The following is a 15,405-nucleotide window of genomic DNA, read 5'->3' as shown; positions in this document are numbered from 1 at the left end:
ACCTGAACCCAAAGGACATTCCCGGGCATTGCGCCGGGTCTGTTGCCATGCCCCGTGAGCTGGGGAGATCCTGAGGACAACGGTCGAAGGGCGGCGACGTGGCGAGCACGTACACCGGGGAACGGCGCACCCATCTGGAGGCTCTGGCCGAGCTGCTGCCCGATCACGGGCTGGTGGGTCGCATGGTCGGCGGCGACGATCCGGTGCTGTGGGCCTGGCATCCGCGGACCGGCAGACAGACCATCATCTTCGCCACGCCCGCCTACCGCGGCTGGATGTTCCTGTGGTCGCCCGGCGGCCAGGGCAGCGCCGAAGACCTGGCGCAGACGGCCAGGTCGCTCAAGGAGACGCTCTCGGCCGAGAACGTCAGTGGAGTTTAGAGGAGACGTTCTCCACCTGGCAGACCGCCCGCCAGACGGACTTGGCGCTCTCGCCGTCGGCCAGCGCCTGCACGACCGTGCGCCCGCCGAGCGGCGCGAGCACGTAGTCGCGAGCCCACGAGTCGGCGTACGCGTCGCCGAAGTGCACGCGCATCCTTCTCCAGAATTCGGTCAGGCGCATGTACCAAGTATCGACCCGTTAACGCGTGGGTAAGACACCCGCATGCCAAAGGCCTCCAAGTCTTCGTCTACGAAGCCCCCCACGTCAGCCAAGGTAAGGGCCAATCGCGCAAAACGACGTCATGTCCTGGTAGTGGTCCGCGTCACCGTCAAGCAGGAGAAGGTCGAGCGTTCCGAACGGCATGCGGGCATCCGCCAGGCGCCCCGCGCGGGCCGCCCGAGGACCCGCCGGGCCTCACGTCGCTAGACACGGGTTCACCCGGCATCACAGAACGCGCGAGCCGTACATCTCCCCCAGATGGTCGGCGAGCAGCTCCAGCCTGGCGCCGTCGGGGTCTTTGAAGTAAATGGAGGCGCCGCTCTCGATCTGGTGCGGCACGCCGGCCATCTCCAGCTTGCCCCGCAGCCGCTCCCACGTGGCGGGGTCCACCGAGATCGCGATGTGGTGCAGGCCGCCGAGCACCTCCCGGTACGGCCCGAGGTCGAGGCCGGGGAAATCGAAGAAGGCCAGCAGGTTGCCGTTGCCGACGTCGAAGAAGAAGTGGCTGGAACCCGGGAAGTCACGGTTCTCGACGATCTCCGTGAGCGGGAACTCCAGGAGATCCTGGTAGAAACGGATCGTCCGCTCCGCGTCCGTGGAGATGAGGGCGACGTGGTGCAGCCCGCGGGCGCTGCTCGAAGGCCGGTGCGGTAAGAGGAAGACCTCCTTGATCCGCTCCCGTCGTGCCTGGTTGGCCGCGTGGTCGATGGTCACAGTCGCTGGTATGTCCGTTCGCGCGTCGCTCAACCACCTCCGGTCGCCACAATGCGATTTTCTGTCGGTGCCGCGAGGCACTATGGCAAGGTGAGTGCTCTTGCCCATTTCAGCCCGCTGACCAGCCAATGGTTCACCGGCGCCTTCGTCGCGCCCACCGCCGCCCAGGAGGGCGCGTGGGAGTCGATCGCGCGTGGCGACAACACGCTCGTCGTGGCCCCGACCGGGTCGGGCAAGACGCTGGCCGCCTTCCTGTGGTCCCTGGATCGGCTGGCCGCCCGGGCCGAGCCGGGCAAGGGCACCAAGGTGCTCTACGTCTCGCCGCTGAAGGCGCTGGCCGTGGACGTCGAGCGTAACCTGCGCGCCCCGCTCGCGGGCATGAAGCAGACCGCGCGGCGGCTGGGCCTGCCGGTGCCGGAGATCTCGGTCTCGATCCGGTCGGGCGACACGCCCGCCGAAGACCGGCGCAGGTTCGCGGCCAGGCCGTCCGACATCCTCATCACCACGCCGGAGTCGTTGTTCCTGCTGCTGACCAGCCAGGCGCGCGAGGCGCTGAGCGCGGTCGAGACGGTGATCGTCGACGAGGTGCACGCGGTGGCGGCCACCAAGCGCGGCGCGCACCTGGCGCTGAGCCTCGAACGCCTCGACGCCCTGCTCGAACGGCCGGCGCAGCGGATCGGGCTGTCGGCCACGGTGCGGCCGGTGAGCGAGGTGGCCGCGTTCCTGGGCGGCGCCCGCCCGGCGACCGTGGTGCAGCCGCCCGCCGACAAGCGGATCGAGGTCGAGGTCGTCGTCCCCGTCGAGGACATGACGGAGATGGACGGGCGCCCGGCCGAGCCCGCGGGCGACTTCGCCGAGCCGGTCAGCCGCTCGATCTGGCCGCACGTCGAGGACAAACTGTTCGACCTGATCGGGGCCCACAGTTCGACGATCGTCTTCGCCAACTCGCGGCGGCTGGCCGAGCGCCTGTGCACCCGGCTCAACGAGCTGGCCTACGAGCGCGACAACGGCCCGGAGGCGCTCGACCTGACGGGCTTCGACATGCCCGCGCAGCTGATGGCCCAGGCGGGGGCGAGCAAGGGCGCGGTCCCTGAGATCGTCAGGGCGCACCACGGCTCGGTCTCCAAGGAGGAGCGGGCCCAGATCGAGGAGGCGCTCAAGTCGGGCAGGCTGCCCGCGGTGGTCGCCACCTCCAGCCTGGAGCTGGGCATCGACATGGGCGCCGTCGACCTGGTCGCCTGCGTGGAGGCGCCGCCGAGCGTGGCCAGCGGGCTGCAGCGCATCGGCCGCGCCGGGCACCAGGTGGGGGCGGTCTCCAAGGGTGTGATCTTCCCCAAGTACCGCGGCGACCTGGTGCAGACCGCGGTCGTAGCCGAGCGGATGAAGGCGGGCCAGATCGAGGAGATGCGTTATCCGCGCAACCCCCTCGACGTGCTGGCCCAGCAGATCGTGGCGATGACGGCGCTCGACGAGTGGACGGTCGACGACCTCGAGGCCCTGGTACGGCGGGCCGCGCCGTACCAGACGCTGCCGCGCACGGCGCTGGAGGCGGTGCTCGACATGCTCGCCGGGCGTTACCCGAGCGAGGAGTTCGCCGAGCTGCGCCCGCGCATCGTGTGGGACCGCGTGACCGGCACCCTGCAGGGGCGGCCCGGAGCGCAGCGGCTGGCGGTGACCAACGGCGGCACGATCCCCGACCGCGGGCTGTTCGGCGTCTTCCTCGTAGGCGAGAAGGCGTCCCGGGTGGGCGAGCTGGATGAGGAGATGGTGTACGAGTCGCGCGTCGGCGACGTGTTCGTGCTGGGCGCGACCTCCTGGCGCATCGAGGACATCACGGCCGACCGGGTGCTGGTCTCCCCCGCGCCGGGGCAGCCGGGCAAGCTGCCGTTCTGGCACGGCGACACGATGGGCCGCCCGGCCGAGCTGGGGCGGGCCATCGGCGCGTTCCTGCGCGAGCCCGGGGAGGAGCGCATGCGCGCCGCCGGGCTCGACTCCTTCGCCGCGGGCAACCTGCTGTCCTATCTGAAGGAGCAGCGCGAGGCCACCGGGTACGTCCCCGACGACCGCACACTGCTGGTCGAGCGCTTCCACGACGAGCTGGGCGACTGGCGGGTGGTGATCCACTCGCCCTACGGCGCGCGGGTGCACGCCCCGTGGGCGCTGGCGATCAACCGGCGGCTGCGCGAGCGCTACGGCATCGACGTGCAGGCGGTCCACTCCGACGACGGCATCGTGCTGCGCATCCCCGACACGCTGGCCGAGCCGCCCACCGACGTGGCCGCCTTCGACGCCGAGGAGATCGAGCAGATCGTCACCGAGGAGCTGGGCGGCTCGGCGTTGTTCGCCTCCCGCTTCCGCGAGTGCGCGGGCCGGGCGCTGCTGCTGCCCAAACGGGTGCCGGGCAAGCGCAGCCCGCTGTGGCAGCAGCGGCAGCGGGCCGCGCACCTGCTGGGCGTGGCCGGGCAGTACGCCTCGTTCCCGATCGTGCTGGAGACGATGCGCGAGTGCCTGCAGGACGTCTTCGACGTGCCGGGGCTGGTGGCGCTCATGCGGGACATCGCCGCCAGGAAGGTGCGCGTGGTGGAGGTCGAGACCTCGCAGGCCTCGCCGTTCGCCGCCTCGCTGCTGTTCCACTACATCGGCGCGTTCATGTACGAAGGCGACGCCCCGCTGGCCGAGCGGCGTGCCCAGGCGCTGGCCCTGGACACCTCGCTCCTGGCCGAGCTGCTCGGCCAGGCCGACCTGCGGGAGCTGCTCGACCCCGACGTGATCGCCGACACCGAGCGCGAGCTGGCCAGGCTCGATCGTGCGCTGCGCGACCGGGAGGACCTCGCCGACCTGCTGCGCTCCCACGGGCCGCTGGCGGCCGAGGACGTCAGCGTGCGCGGCGGCGACCCGGCCTGGCTGGCGGAGCTGGCCGCCGCGCGCCGGGCGCTGGCGGTGCGGATCGCCGGGCAGGAGCGCTGGGTCGCGATCGAGGACGCGGCGCGGGTGCGCGACGCGCTGGGCGCGCCGCTGCCGGTCGGCGTCCCGCACGCGTTCCTGGAGCCGGTCGCCGACCCGCTGGCCGACCTCGTGGCGAGGCACGCCCGCACGCGTGGCCCCTTCCACGCCGGTACGGCTGCCGCCCGCTTCGGCCTGGGCGTGGCCGTGGTCACCGACGCGCTGCGGCGGCTGGCGGTGACCGGCCGGGTGGTCAGCGGCGAGTTCCGCCCCGGCGGGCGTGGCGAGGAGTGGTGTGACGCCGGGGTGCTCAGGATGCTGCGCCGCCGGTCGCTGGCCCGGCTGCGCAAGGAGGTCGAGCCGGTCGCCCCGGAGGCGCTGGCCCGCTTCCTGCCCGCCTGGCACGGCATCACCGGCTCGGCGGGGACCGCCGGTTCAGGGGGCACGGCGGGCGGCGCCGGGCGGGCCATGGACGCCCTCGTGGGGGCGCTCGACCAGCTCCAGGGCGCCGTGGTCCCGGCCTCGGCGCTGGAGACGCTGGTGTTGCCGGCCCGGGTCCCCGGCTACCATCCGGCGCTGCTCGACGAGCTGACCGCCGCGGGCGAGGTGCTGTGGGCCGGTCATGGTTCGCTGCCGGGCGGCGACGGCTGGGTCGGGCTGTACTTCGCCGACACCGCCCCGCTCCTGCTGCCCGACCCCGCCGAGATCACCCTGACGCCGCTGCACGAGCAGATCCTCGACGTGCTGGCCGGTGGCGGCGCGCTGTTCTTCCGCGGCCTGTCCGACCGGCTGGGCGCGCAGGACGACGCCGTCCTGTCGGCGGCCCTGTGGGACCTGGTGTGGTCGGGCCGGATCTCCGGCGACACCCTGGCCCCGCTGCGCGCCACGCTGGGCACCGGCCGCCCGGCGCACCGCCCGGCGACGACCCGGCGGCGGCGCGCGGTGCTGCCCTCGCGCAGCGGCCCGCCCACGGTGGGCGGGCGCTGGTGGCTGCTGCCCTCCCCCGCCGACCAACCGGCCCAGCGGGCGCAGGCTCAGGCCGAGGTGATGCTCGAACGCCACGGCGTGGTCACCAGGGGCGCGGTCACCTCCGAGCGCCTGCCCGGCGGCTTCACCCCGATCTACCAGGTGCTGCGCGCCTACGAGGAGAGCGGCCGATGCCGCCGCGGCTACTTCGTGGAGGGCTTGGGCGGCGCCCAGTTCGCGCTGCCGGGCGCGGTCGACCGGATGCGCGCGATGTCCCCCGACACCGATACCGGGGAGCGGGCGCAGGCCCGCCGCGCGGTGGTGCTGGCCGCCGCCGATCCGGCCAATCCGTACGGCGCGGCGCTGTCGTGGCCGGCGCATCCCGGCGAGGTCTCCCACAAGCCGGGCCGCAAGGCGGGCGCCCTGGTCGTCCTGGTCGACGGGCATCTGGTGCTGTATGTGGAGCGTGGCGGCAAGACGCTGCTGTCGTTCGCCGACGACGACCGGTTGCAGCCGGCGGTGGACGCGCTGGCGCTGGCGGTGCGCGACGGGGCGCTGGGCAAGCTGACGGTCGAGCGGGCCGACGGCGGCCACATCAACGACTCGCCGCTGGCGGCGGCCCTGGAGGCGGCGGGCTTCCATCCCACCCCGAGGGGGTTGCGCCTGCGCGCTTAACCGCACGTGAAGCCGCTTCCGGGGCCTGGAGCGCCGGAAGCGGAGGTGTGGCGTTCGCGCGAGGGAAGAAAAGGGTATAAACCACCCGTGACTCCCCTCATCGGGATCGAGGAGGAGTACCTAATCGTCGATCCCCACACACGACATGTGGCTCCCCGGGCGGCGGAAGTACTGGCCGCAGCGACGAACGTCCTGGGTGAGAACATCGCCCAGGAGGTCAGCCGGTTCCAAGTCGAAGCGCGCACGACGCCGTCGGCCGACCTCTCCGAACTGGGCGCGAGACTGCGCGCGGCGCGGACCGAGGTGGCCAAGGCGGCACAGGAGTGCGGGCTGGCGCTGGTCGCCAGTGCGATGCCGGTCCTGGGCGACAAGGGACCGATCCCGCTCAGCGACCATCCTCGGTACGCGAACGGGCAGGTGCGCTATCGGGCTCTCCAGGACGAGCTGTGCATCTGCGCCTTACACGTGCACGTGGACGTGCCGGACGAGGAACTGGCCGTCTACGTCGGCAACCATCTGCGCCCCTGGTTGCCGGTGTTGATCGCGCTGGCCGCCAACTCCCCCTTCTTCATCGGGCGGGACACCGGCTACGCCTCCTGGCGGGTGATCAGCTGGAGCCGGTGGCCGGTTTCGGGGGCTCCGCCGTACTTCGAGAGTTTCGCGGAGTACGAGCGGGCCGTCGGGGCTCTGTCCGAGACCGGTGCGCTCATGGACGCCAAGACGATCTACTGGGACGTCCGCCCGTCCTCCATCCTGCCCACGATCGAGGTGCGCGTCGCCGACGTGCCTCTCGAGATCAACGACAGCCTGACGATCATCGGTTTGATCCGCGGGCTGGTGCTCACGGCGCTGGAGGCGGTCGCGCGCGGAGACCGCGGGCTGCCGGTCGGCACGGAGGTGATGCGCGCCGCCTACTGGCGGGCGGCACGCGACGGCATCGCGGGCTGCTGCCTCGACCTGCGGGCGGGCGAGCTCGTGCCGGCTCCGGAGATGGTCAGGCGGCTGCTCCGGCACGTACGGCAGGCGGTCGGCGACGCCGGTGACCTGCCGTTCGTCGAGGAGGGGCTGGACCGGCTGCTGCGCCGGGGCTCCGGGGCGAACCGGCAACGGAGCGTTCACGCCCGGGCGCACGACCTAGAAGGCGTGGTCGACGACCTCATCGAGGCGACCGTGGCTTGATGATCCACACGCCCACTCCGTACATGCCGAGGCCGAGGGCGATCATGGCGCCGGCAACCGGGTAGCGCAGGCCCGGCGGCATGTACGTGGCGAGAAACCAGGTGTGGCGCAGCATGTCGTTGGCCACGAAGACCGCGGCCACGACGCCCTGGGGCAACAGCGGGATCGCGCCGAAGCCGAGGCACCACCAGGCGAGGTTGCGCTGCCATGCGGGCAGGCGGTCGAGGCGTGAGGGCGCGGCGGCCTGCGGCTTGCGGCCGGTGCGCATGATGTCGAGGAGCTCCGGCCCCCGGGCGCGCAGGCGGCGTGCGGCCAGCCGGCCGAGGCCCCAGTAGCACAGAGCGCCGGTCAGCATGCCGACGGCCAGGCCGGCCCAGCCGTACCAGAAGGCGATGAGCGCGGCGGGCACGCCCGTGAGGGCGACCAGGGCGAGCATGAGGTAGGCCAGGCCGGTGAGGCCGCTGTCGTCCTCGCTGGTGCGCAGCGGGTTGCCGGCGCGGCGGTGCGGGTCGGTGCCGGGGACGAGGGCGTACACCGAGATCAGCGGCACCAATCCGGCGCCGCCGCCGAGCAGGGCGGCGAGCAGGGCCAGCGCCAGGGGCCAAGGGCCGCCGGTGATCGCGGTGAACGCCACCGTGACGACGATCGCCACGGGCGCCTGCGCGGCGAACCAGGCGAGCTGGCGGCCGCGCACGTCGCCGGCGCCCGGGGTCATGAGCGTGAGCCAGAGCGCGGTGCCGTCGGTGCCGTAGAGGTTGGCGGCCATGGCGGCGGCCATGACGACGAAGATCGGGCCGGCGTAGGGCAGCAGGCCGTTCCAGCCGAGGAGGAGCGGGCTGGCGGCGAAGCAGATGGCATAGGACAGGGCGAAGGTGGTCTGGTGGCTGCGGACGAGGTCGCGCGACCAGGTCCGCAGCTCCTTGGCGACGATCGCGCCGCGGGCGCTCGCGGCGGTGAACGGGCGGCGTCCCCTGGTGGAGGGGCGTACGGCGCCGGCCCGCCGGTTGAGCAGGGCCGCCCACGCGCCGAGCAGGAGCGCCACGAGCACGGCCAGCGCGGCCAGCGCCCACCAGTGTCCCTGGACGGCCAGCACGCCCCACCCCGACGGCAGATACCACACCGCCGAGGGCACGCCCGTCTGCCCGAAGGCCCAGAAGAACACCCAGATCTGCCCGAGCCCCGCCAGGATGGCGCCGTTGAGCAGGCCGGAGCCGATGGCCCCAAGCCGGGTGCGCAACGCCAGGCCGACCAGGCCCACGGACACCTTGGACACCAGCACGAACACGGCCACCTGCAGCACCGCCGCGGGCACCGCGACCAGGGCGTTGGCCGGGCCGAGCCGTACCCCCAGCACCACGAGACCGGTCAGCGCGGCGAGGCTGACCAGCGGCGCCAGGCCGACGAAGGCGCCGACGAGCAGGCCGGAGGCCAGGCGGCGCGGCGGCAGGCCGATGAGGGTGAAGTACTCGGGGCGCAGCGTCTCGTCGCCGCCGCCCATGAAGACGGGGCCGAGGATCCAGCCGAGCATCCACACGGCGTACCCGGCGGCGAGCAGGCCGGGGCTCTGGAAGCCCAGGTAGACGATGCCACCGGCGAGGATCACGCCGAGCGCGGCGCCGGTGCCGGCCGTCTGGGCCCGCTCGCCGCGGAAGGAGTGCCGCAGGAAGGCCAGCTTCATGCGGGCCATGGTCAGCTCGACAGCCACGACAGCTCCTTGATCCCGTTGGCCTGGTCGCCGACCAGCTCGACGAAGGTGTCCTCCAGCGACTGGCCGCCGCGCACCTCGTCCAACGGCCCGGCGGCGGCCACCCGGCCCTTGTCGATCACCGCGACGTGGTCGCACAGCTGCTCCACCAGCGCCATCACATGGCTGGAGAGCACGACCGAGCCGCCGCCGGCCACGAACCCCCGCAGAATGGTCTTGATCGTCGCCGCCGAGACCGGGTCCACGGCCTCGAACGGCTCGTCCAGCACCAGCAGCCGCGGCGCGTGCAGCAGCGCGACGGCCAGCCCGATCTTCTTGCGCATGCCGGTGGAGTACTCGATGACCAGCGTCTTCTCCGCCCGGTCGAGTTCGAGTACGGCCAGCAGCTCCTCGGCCCGCGCCCTGACCACGTCCTTGTCCAGGCCGCGCAGCAGCCCGAGATAGGTGAGCACCTCGCGCCCGGTGAGCCGCTCGGGCATGGCCAGGCCGTCGGGCAGCACGCCGACCAGCGCCTTGGCCTGTCCGGGATCGTGCCAGACGTCCTTGCCGAACACGGCCGCACGGCCCGCGTCGGGGCGCAGAAGCCCGACCGCCATGGACAGGGCCGTGGTCTTGCCTGCGCCGTTCTGGCCTACCAGGCCGTAGAAGGATCCCTGGGGTACGGCCAGCGTGATGTGGTCCACGGCGAGGGTGTCGCCGAAGCGCTTGGCCAGGCCGTCGATGTCCAGCGCGGGGGTCATGCCGGTCTCCTGGTCGCTAGTTCGAAGGTGCTGATGAGTTCAGTGGCCAGGTGGCCGAGGTCGTAGTCGGGATTGCTGATCAGGTAGGTGGGGACGGCGTCGATGGCGCCGCGGATGGCGATGGCCATGGCGCGGCGGTCGAAGTCGCGGAACTCGCCGTTCTCCTGGCCCCACGTGAGGACGTTCTCCAGGTCTTCCAGCGCGGACTCCTGCTGGCCGGAGTACGGACCGTCGCGGTCGGCGACGATGATCTCCACGAGGGCCAGCAGGGGTTTGCGGTGCACGCGCATGAAGTCGAGGTTGGACTCGATGTAGGCGGCCAGCGCGGTGGCGGCGGTGGTCTGGGCCATGATCCGCGGGACCATCAGGCCGGTGGCCAGCTCCACCACGTGCCCGACCACGGCCTTGATCAGCTCGTCCTTGCTGCCGAAGTGGTAGGAGATGACGCCTGGGGTGATCTTGGCCAGTTTGGCGATCTGGGTCATGGAGGCGTTCCGGAAGCCGAGCGTGGCCAGGGCGTCGATGGCGCAGGTGATGATCTGGGCTCGCCTGGCTTCTTCAATGAACGTTCGGCTTTCTGGCGTCACGGGTAGAAGTTTAAACGGTCATTCAAAATTTGCAACACGGCTTCAAATACCCCCTTGACCAGCGGGGGGTTCGCGCGGGGGGTGGGGGCGGGGTCCGGCACGGAGGTTGGCCCGGGGAGAAAGTGACCCGAGAGAGGGGCCCCAAGAGGACACAGCCCAGCAGGGACGGCCCTAGGAAGGGGCGGGCCCGGGAGGCGCAGGACTGGGAGGGCGTAAGCCCGGAAGGAGGTGGTGGGTCTGTGGGGAGGCGGGCGGGACGGTGGTCGGGAAGAGAGGCGGACCTGACGGGGTGGGTTGGGAGCGGGCGGGGCTAGAAGGTTACCGGGAGGCTGGCCGGGCCGTCGTCCAGGGGGTTGCCGGTCCATGGGATGTCCTCGGGTGGGCAGGCCAGAGCGAGGGTGGGGATTTGGGTGGTCAGGGCCTCCAGGGCGGCGGTGAGTTCCATGCGGCCCAACGCGGCGCCGAGGCAGTGGTGGGGGCCGTGACCGAAGGACAGGTGGGGGTTGGGGGTGCGGGACGGGTCGAAGCGGGACGGGTCGGGGATGAGTGCGGGGTCCTGATTGGCCGCCTCCAGCCGGACGAGGACCTGGTCGCCGGCGCGCACCTCGGCGCCGGCCAGGGTGAGGTCCTCCTGGGCGTGGCGGGGGAATGCCTCGCCGCTCAGGCCGGCGGAGTAGCGGAGCATCTCCTCGACCACCGCCGGGGCGGGGAGGTGCGCGATTCGGCCGAGGCCCCCGGTGGTGAGGAGGTGGACGACGCCGATCGACAGCGCGTTGGCCACGGTCAGGTACCCGCCGAAGACCAGGGAGATGGCGATGGTGTGGAGTTCGCCGTCGCTCAGCCGCCCGTCGTCGGCGTCGCGCACGGCGATGACCGCGCTGAGCAGGTCGGGGCCGGGCTGTGCCCGCTTGGCCGCGATCAGTTCCGGGAAATAGGCGTTGAGCTCGGCCCACGCCTCCTCGAACCCGATGCCGCCCCCGGTGATGCCGGACGCGGCGTCGGCCCAGGCGTAGAAGCGTTCGGGCGCCTCGATGCCGAGCATGTCGCAGGTCACGCCGAGCGGCAGCGGCCGGGCGAGGACGGTCACGAGGTCGGCGCCCGGTCCTTGGCGGCGCAGGTCGGTGACGAGGTCGCGGGCCAGCTCAGTGATCCGGGGGCGCAGGCTCTCCAAGGCCCGCGGGGTGAAGGCCCGTGACAGCAGCCGCCGCAGGCGCGCGTGTGCCGCGCCGTCGCTGAGCAGTGAGGCGTTCTCCTCGTGGGCGCCGGGCGGGGCCATCGTGAAGCGCGGGTCGGTGAGCACCTGCCGGGCCAGCTCGGCTTCGACGATGATCCATGCGGGCTGCCCGGCCGGGGTGACGACGCGGGCGATGGGTGCGGTACGGCGCAGCTCGGCGTGGACCGGTGTGGGGCTGAACGGCGTGGGCCGCTCGAATGGTAGATTCCGCATATCGTGAAGCTAGCACATAGTGAAGGTGCATCACTATATGACCATCGAGATGTTCGAGCGCACGCTGGAGCTGGCCGCCCTGCTGGCGGCCGAGATCGAGCGGAAGCTCGCAGCCGACGGCCTGACCAGGTCAAGGGCACAGGTGCTGCGCCGGCTCGGCGAGGAGGGACCGATGCAGCAGCGCGAGCTGGCCCGGGTCTTCGACGTGAGCGCGCGCAACATCACCGGCCTGGTGGACGGCCTGGTGACCACGGGCTTCGTCACCCGCGAACCGCACCCGGACGACCGCCGCGCCACCCTGGTCACCCTGACCGCGCGGGGGGTCACGGCGGCCCAGACCATCGAGGCGAGCCGGCATGAGCTGGCGGAGGCGATGTTCGCCGGGATACCGGAGCGGGAGAAACACGCCTACCGGGGCGTGCTCGACACCCTGCTGGACAACCTCAGAACCCGATAGGCCCATACAGGGCGAGGAAGATGCGGGGGTGGGGCAACCTCAGAACCCGGTAGGCCCCGTACGGGGCGAGGAGGATGCCGGGGTGGGGCAACCTCAGAAGGCGGTCGGCCCGTACAGGGCGAAGGAGTTGCCGGTGGTGAAGGCCCAGTAGCGGTCGCCGTAGGACCAGTGCCACCACTCGGTGGGGTAGTTGATCAGCCCGGCCTCCCCCAGCGCCGCGCCCAGGATGGCGCGGTGCTCGCGGGCTTCGGGCGTGATGTTCGGCGCGCCCGTGTAGCAGGCGCCGTCGCTCTGCTCCGGGTTGTCGTTGACGGCGGTGCCCATGTCGTATTCGACGCCCTCGGGCGAGCACAGCGTGAGGTCCACGGCGGCCCCGGCCGTGTGCGGCGCCACCTCCACGGGCGAGACATACCGACTTGCGGCGACATGCGCCTCGCCGGGCGACATTTCGGGGAAAGTGGCGACCAGCTCATCGCGATACTCCTCGAAGTACCGCCGCTGCGTCGCGATCGGCCGGTAGCCCTCGACGATCAGCAGGTGATACCCGGCCGGCAGCAGCCCCTCCGCCTTCTCCAGCCGCGCCAGCAGCCCGGAGCGCAGGTGCGCGTAGGCCCCGGCGGCGTCGGCCAGCCGGTCGTCCACGCGCAGCCGCCCGCGCACGTCGGCGAGCGGTTCCCCGTTCTCGCGCACCGGAATTGCCGCCACCCGTGAGTCCGAAATCAGCACGATGTCACCCGCCATGGGCACAAATTCTCACACAGTGTCGGAGAAGACCTGTTCACGGGCCTGCTCCAGGGCGGCCACGAGCGCCCCGCGCAGCACCGGGTTGCCCGCGACGCCGGTGGTCACGACCCGTGAGGGCGAGGGGCACACGCGGGCGACGGCCTGCTCCACCTTGGCGGCCAGGCGCACGCCGCCGGCCCTGCCGATGTCGCCGCTGAGCACGATCAGCCCCGGGTCCAGGACCACGGCGATGGCGGCGCAGCCGACGGCCAGCCGCCCGGCCACCTCGTCGAGGTAGCGGTCGCCGCCGTTGCGCACCTGGTCGGCGACGGACAGGCCGTGCACGCCGTGCCGCTTGGCCAGGCCGGTCAGCGCGTCGTGCCCGACGAGGCGCTGGAACGAGCCGGACTGGGGGTGACGCACGTCCGAGGGCAGCGGCTCGCCGGGCACCGGCAGCCAGCCGATCTCCCCCGCGCCGCCGGTGAGGCCGCGGTGCAGGCGCCCGCCGAGCATGACGCCCAGGCCCTGGCCGATGCCGGCCCAGATGACCGCGAAGTCGTCGTGCCCGGCGGCCGCGCCGTACCTATGCTCGGCCAGCGCGACGAGGTTGACGTCGTTCTCTATCGTCACCGAGGCGCCGAGGGTCTGGCGGAGGCTGGCCAGGACGCCGACGTGCCAGTCGGGCAGGTCATGGGAGAAGCGCACGTCGCCGGAGCGGGGGTCGACGACGCCGCGGGTGCCGATGACGAACGAGCGGAGTTGCGTCTGGCTGATGTTGGCCGAAGCGCACGCCCGCTGCACAGCGGAATGCACCGCTCTGACCGGATCCTTCCCACCCTTGGGATTGACCGTTACCTCGACAACTATTTTACCTGTGATGTCGGCCACACCCACGGTCAGGCTGTCGGGCAGGACCTCGAGCCCCGCGACGTAGGCGCTCGACGGGACGACGGCATACAGGGCGGCATGCGGGCCGCGGCCTCCGGCGCGTTCGCCGACGACCTCGACCAGTCCCCGATCTTCCAGGCGGGCCAGCAGCTGACCTGCGGTTACCTTGGAGAGCCCGGTGCGTTCCCCCAGCTCGGCACGGGTGAGCGGTCCTTGCGAGAGGAGCAGCTCGAGTGCCGATCTGTCGTTCAGCCGGCGCAGCAACCGAGGGGTTCCCGGGCTTCGACTCATGGATGCGCCTCCTCTCGTCACGATCGGCTAACGTTCGTTTCTTTTAATAAAGTTTCTTGTTAGTTTAGCAGCAATCGTTCGGACTGACGATCAGCCAGCCTGGTGCGGACCGTAGGCCAGCACCCGGGAAGGGAGAACCCTGTGAGGATCGCGAAGATCACAGCCACTACGGTCACCACAGCCGCTCTGGCGCTTGGCGTGGCCGCTTGCGGAGGTTCCACACCGCCGCAGGCGTCCCAGGCCCCCAAAGCGGAGGGATCGAGCGCGGCACCTGGCGCCAAGCAGTACGCGGGCCAGACGCTGACGATGTGGCGCCTCGGCACCCCCAAGGACGTCTCGACCAAGCTCATGAACGACATCAACACGAAGTTCAAGGAGCTCACCGGCGCTGACGTCAAGGTGGAGTTCGTACCCTGGCCCGACGCCCAGAAGAAGTGGACGACCGCCCTGGCCGCCGGCGAGGGCCCCGACGTCACCGAGTTCGGTAACGACCAGGTCGCCGCCTGGGTCAAGCAGGACGCCCTCCAGGACATCACCGACCTGGCCAAGTCCACCCCCGACTTCCAGTCGATCCCGCAGAACCTGTGGAGCTACGAGACGATCGACGGGAAGATCTACGGCGTTCCGTGGGGCGGCGGCACCCGCGCCGTCCTCTACCGCAAGGACTGGTTCGACGAGCTCAAGATCGAGACTCCGAAGACCTGGGACGACCTGGTGGCCGCGGGCAAGAAGATCCAGGAGAAGAAGGGCAAGGACGTCGACGGCTTCGCCTTCAACGGCGGCTCCGACGCCAACATGTCCCTCTCGCCCTTCGTCTGGTCGGCCGGCGGCGACTTCGCCGCCTCCGAGGGCGGCAAGTGGGTCGGCAAGCTCACCGACCCGGGCTTCAAGGAGGGCTTCACCTTCTACACGGACCTCGTCGCCAAGAACGGCGTGTCCGGCAAGGCCCGCCTCAACCTCAACTCGATCGAGATCTCCCAGCGCTTCGCCGCCGGCAAGGTCGGCATGTACGTGACCGGTGGCTGGGACATCAGCCAGGTCAAGGAGCAGAGCAAGGGCAAGATCGACGAGTCGAAGATGGCCTTCTTCTCGCTGCCCAACAAGGACGGCAGCGGCCCGGCCCCGGCCTTCCAGGGCGGCAACGACATCGCCATCTGGAAGGACAGCAAGAACCCCGAGCTCGCGGCCGAATACATCAAGGTCGCGGCCGGCAAGGAGTTCGGCACCCTCTACGCCACCTCGGAGGGCCTGCTCCCGCTTTACCCCGAGGCCCTGGCCAAGCTCGGCATGGACCCCGCGCAGAAGGCGTTCACCGACACCTTCGCGGTCGCCAAGGGCTTCCCGGCCAGCCCCAACTGGGCGGAGGCCAACGACACCAAGGCGGTGCTGCAGAACGCGGCCCGCAAGGTGATCAAGGGTGAGGCCAGCGTGGACGAGGCTCTGGCCGCGGCCAACACCGAGCTCGAGTCCATCCTCAACCAGCAGTAGCG

The 15,405-nt window shown here is 71.5% G+C and carries 13 protein-coding genes; 5 read left to right on the top strand and 8 right to left on the bottom strand.

Going from position 1 to position 15,405, the window contains the following annotated elements:
- The first annotated feature begins 98 nt into the window (after positions 1 to 98).
- Positions 99 to 380: a hypothetical protein gene (locus FVE25_RS16245; RefSeq protein WP_157247787.1), complete on the top strand. Its 282-nt coding sequence runs from the start codon at positions 99 to 101 to the stop codon at positions 378 to 380.
- Here the strand turns inward: FVE25_RS16245 and FVE25_RS16240 are convergent.
- The gene (locus tag FVE25_RS16240; RefSeq protein WP_157247786.1) at positions 367 to 561 is read right to left on the bottom strand and encodes a DUF3046 domain-containing protein; all 195 of its coding nucleotides are present in this window, start codon (positions 559 to 561) and stop codon (positions 367 to 369) included. The genes FVE25_RS16245 and FVE25_RS16240 overlap by 14 nt on opposite strands.
- A gap of 264 nt (positions 562 to 825) precedes the next feature.
- Entirely contained in the window at positions 826 to 1,314 is a 489-nt protein-coding gene (locus tag FVE25_RS16235) for a VOC family protein (protein WP_219825524.1), read from the bottom strand.
- A 51-nt stretch (positions 1,315 to 1,365) separates the two neighbouring features.
- Between FVE25_RS16235 and FVE25_RS16230 the strand changes: the two genes are divergently transcribed.
- The gene (locus tag FVE25_RS16230; RefSeq protein ID WP_157247784.1) at positions 1,366 to 5,898 is read left to right on the top strand and encodes an ATP-dependent helicase; all 4,533 of its coding nucleotides are present in this window, start codon (positions 1,366 to 1,368) and stop codon (positions 5,896 to 5,898) included.
- Positions 5,899 to 5,985: 87 nt separating this feature from the next.
- Complete coding sequence (locus FVE25_RS16225; protein WP_157247783.1) at positions 5,986 to 7,077, top strand: carboxylate-amine ligase; 1,092 nt, start codon at positions 5,986 to 5,988, stop codon at positions 7,075 to 7,077.
- Here the strand turns inward: FVE25_RS16225 and FVE25_RS16220 are convergent.
- The 4 genes from FVE25_RS16220 to FVE25_RS16205 form a co-directional block, all read right to left on the bottom strand.
- A complete protein-coding gene (locus FVE25_RS16220) occupies positions 7,055 to 8,782 on the bottom strand; it encodes a hypothetical protein (protein WP_157247782.1) in 1,728 nt (575 codons plus the stop codon). The two genes, FVE25_RS16225 and FVE25_RS16220, sit on opposite strands and share 23 nt — an antisense overlap.
- The gene (locus tag FVE25_RS16215) at positions 8,767 to 9,522 is read right to left on the bottom strand and encodes an ABC transporter ATP-binding protein (protein ID WP_157247781.1); all 756 of its coding nucleotides are present in this window, start codon (positions 9,520 to 9,522) and stop codon (positions 8,767 to 8,769) included. The genes FVE25_RS16220 and FVE25_RS16215 overlap by 16 nt, the downstream gene beginning before the upstream one ends.
- Positions 9,519 to 10,109: a TetR/AcrR family transcriptional regulator gene (locus FVE25_RS16210; protein ID WP_157247780.1), complete on the bottom strand. Its 591-nt coding sequence runs from the start codon at positions 10,107 to 10,109 to the stop codon at positions 9,519 to 9,521. The genes FVE25_RS16215 and FVE25_RS16210 overlap by 4 nt, the downstream gene beginning before the upstream one ends.
- 310 nt (positions 10,110 to 10,419) lie before the next feature.
- Positions 10,420 to 11,556, bottom strand: coding sequence for a cytochrome P450 (locus FVE25_RS16205; RefSeq protein WP_157247779.1), 1,137 nt, complete (start codon positions 11,554 to 11,556; stop codon positions 10,420 to 10,422).
- Positions 11,557 to 11,593: 37 nt separating this feature from the next.
- On the opposite strand from FVE25_RS16205, the gene FVE25_RS16200 reads away from it, so the two are divergent.
- Positions 11,594 to 12,013 carry a MarR family winged helix-turn-helix transcriptional regulator gene (locus tag FVE25_RS16200; protein ID WP_157247778.1) on the top strand — a complete coding sequence of 140 codons (420 nt, stop codon included), beginning with the start codon at positions 11,594 to 11,596 and terminating at the stop codon, positions 12,011 to 12,013.
- A gap of 93 nt (positions 12,014 to 12,106) precedes the next feature.
- On the opposite strand, the gene FVE25_RS16195 is transcribed toward FVE25_RS16200, so the two are convergent.
- The gene (locus FVE25_RS16195; RefSeq protein WP_246267093.1) at positions 12,107 to 12,739 is read right to left on the bottom strand and encodes a M15 family metallopeptidase; all 633 of its coding nucleotides are present in this window, start codon (positions 12,737 to 12,739) and stop codon (positions 12,107 to 12,109) included.
- Between the two features lie 27 nt (positions 12,740 to 12,766).
- Positions 12,767 to 13,915 carry an ROK family transcriptional regulator gene (locus tag FVE25_RS16190; protein ID WP_157247776.1) on the bottom strand — a complete coding sequence of 383 codons (1,149 nt, stop codon included), beginning with the start codon at positions 13,913 to 13,915 and terminating at the stop codon, positions 12,767 to 12,769.
- Between the two features lie 306 nt (positions 13,916 to 14,221).
- On the opposite strand from FVE25_RS16190, the gene FVE25_RS16185 reads away from it, so the two are divergent.
- Positions 14,222 to 15,403 (top strand): extracellular solute-binding protein, encoded by a 1,182-nt coding sequence (locus FVE25_RS16185; protein ID WP_246267091.1) that lies wholly within the window; start codon positions 14,222 to 14,224, stop codon positions 15,401 to 15,403.
- Positions 15,404 to 15,405: the final 2 nt, after the last annotated feature.

Origin of the sequence: Nonomuraea typhae, assembly GCF_009760925.1 — a bacterium.
Lineage (GTDB): Bacteria > Actinomycetota > Actinomycetes > Streptosporangiales > Streptosporangiaceae > Nonomuraea > Nonomuraea typhae.
The sequence above is the reverse complement of the archived record's forward strand: the minus strand, read 5'-3'. Positions and strand labels throughout refer to the sequence as shown.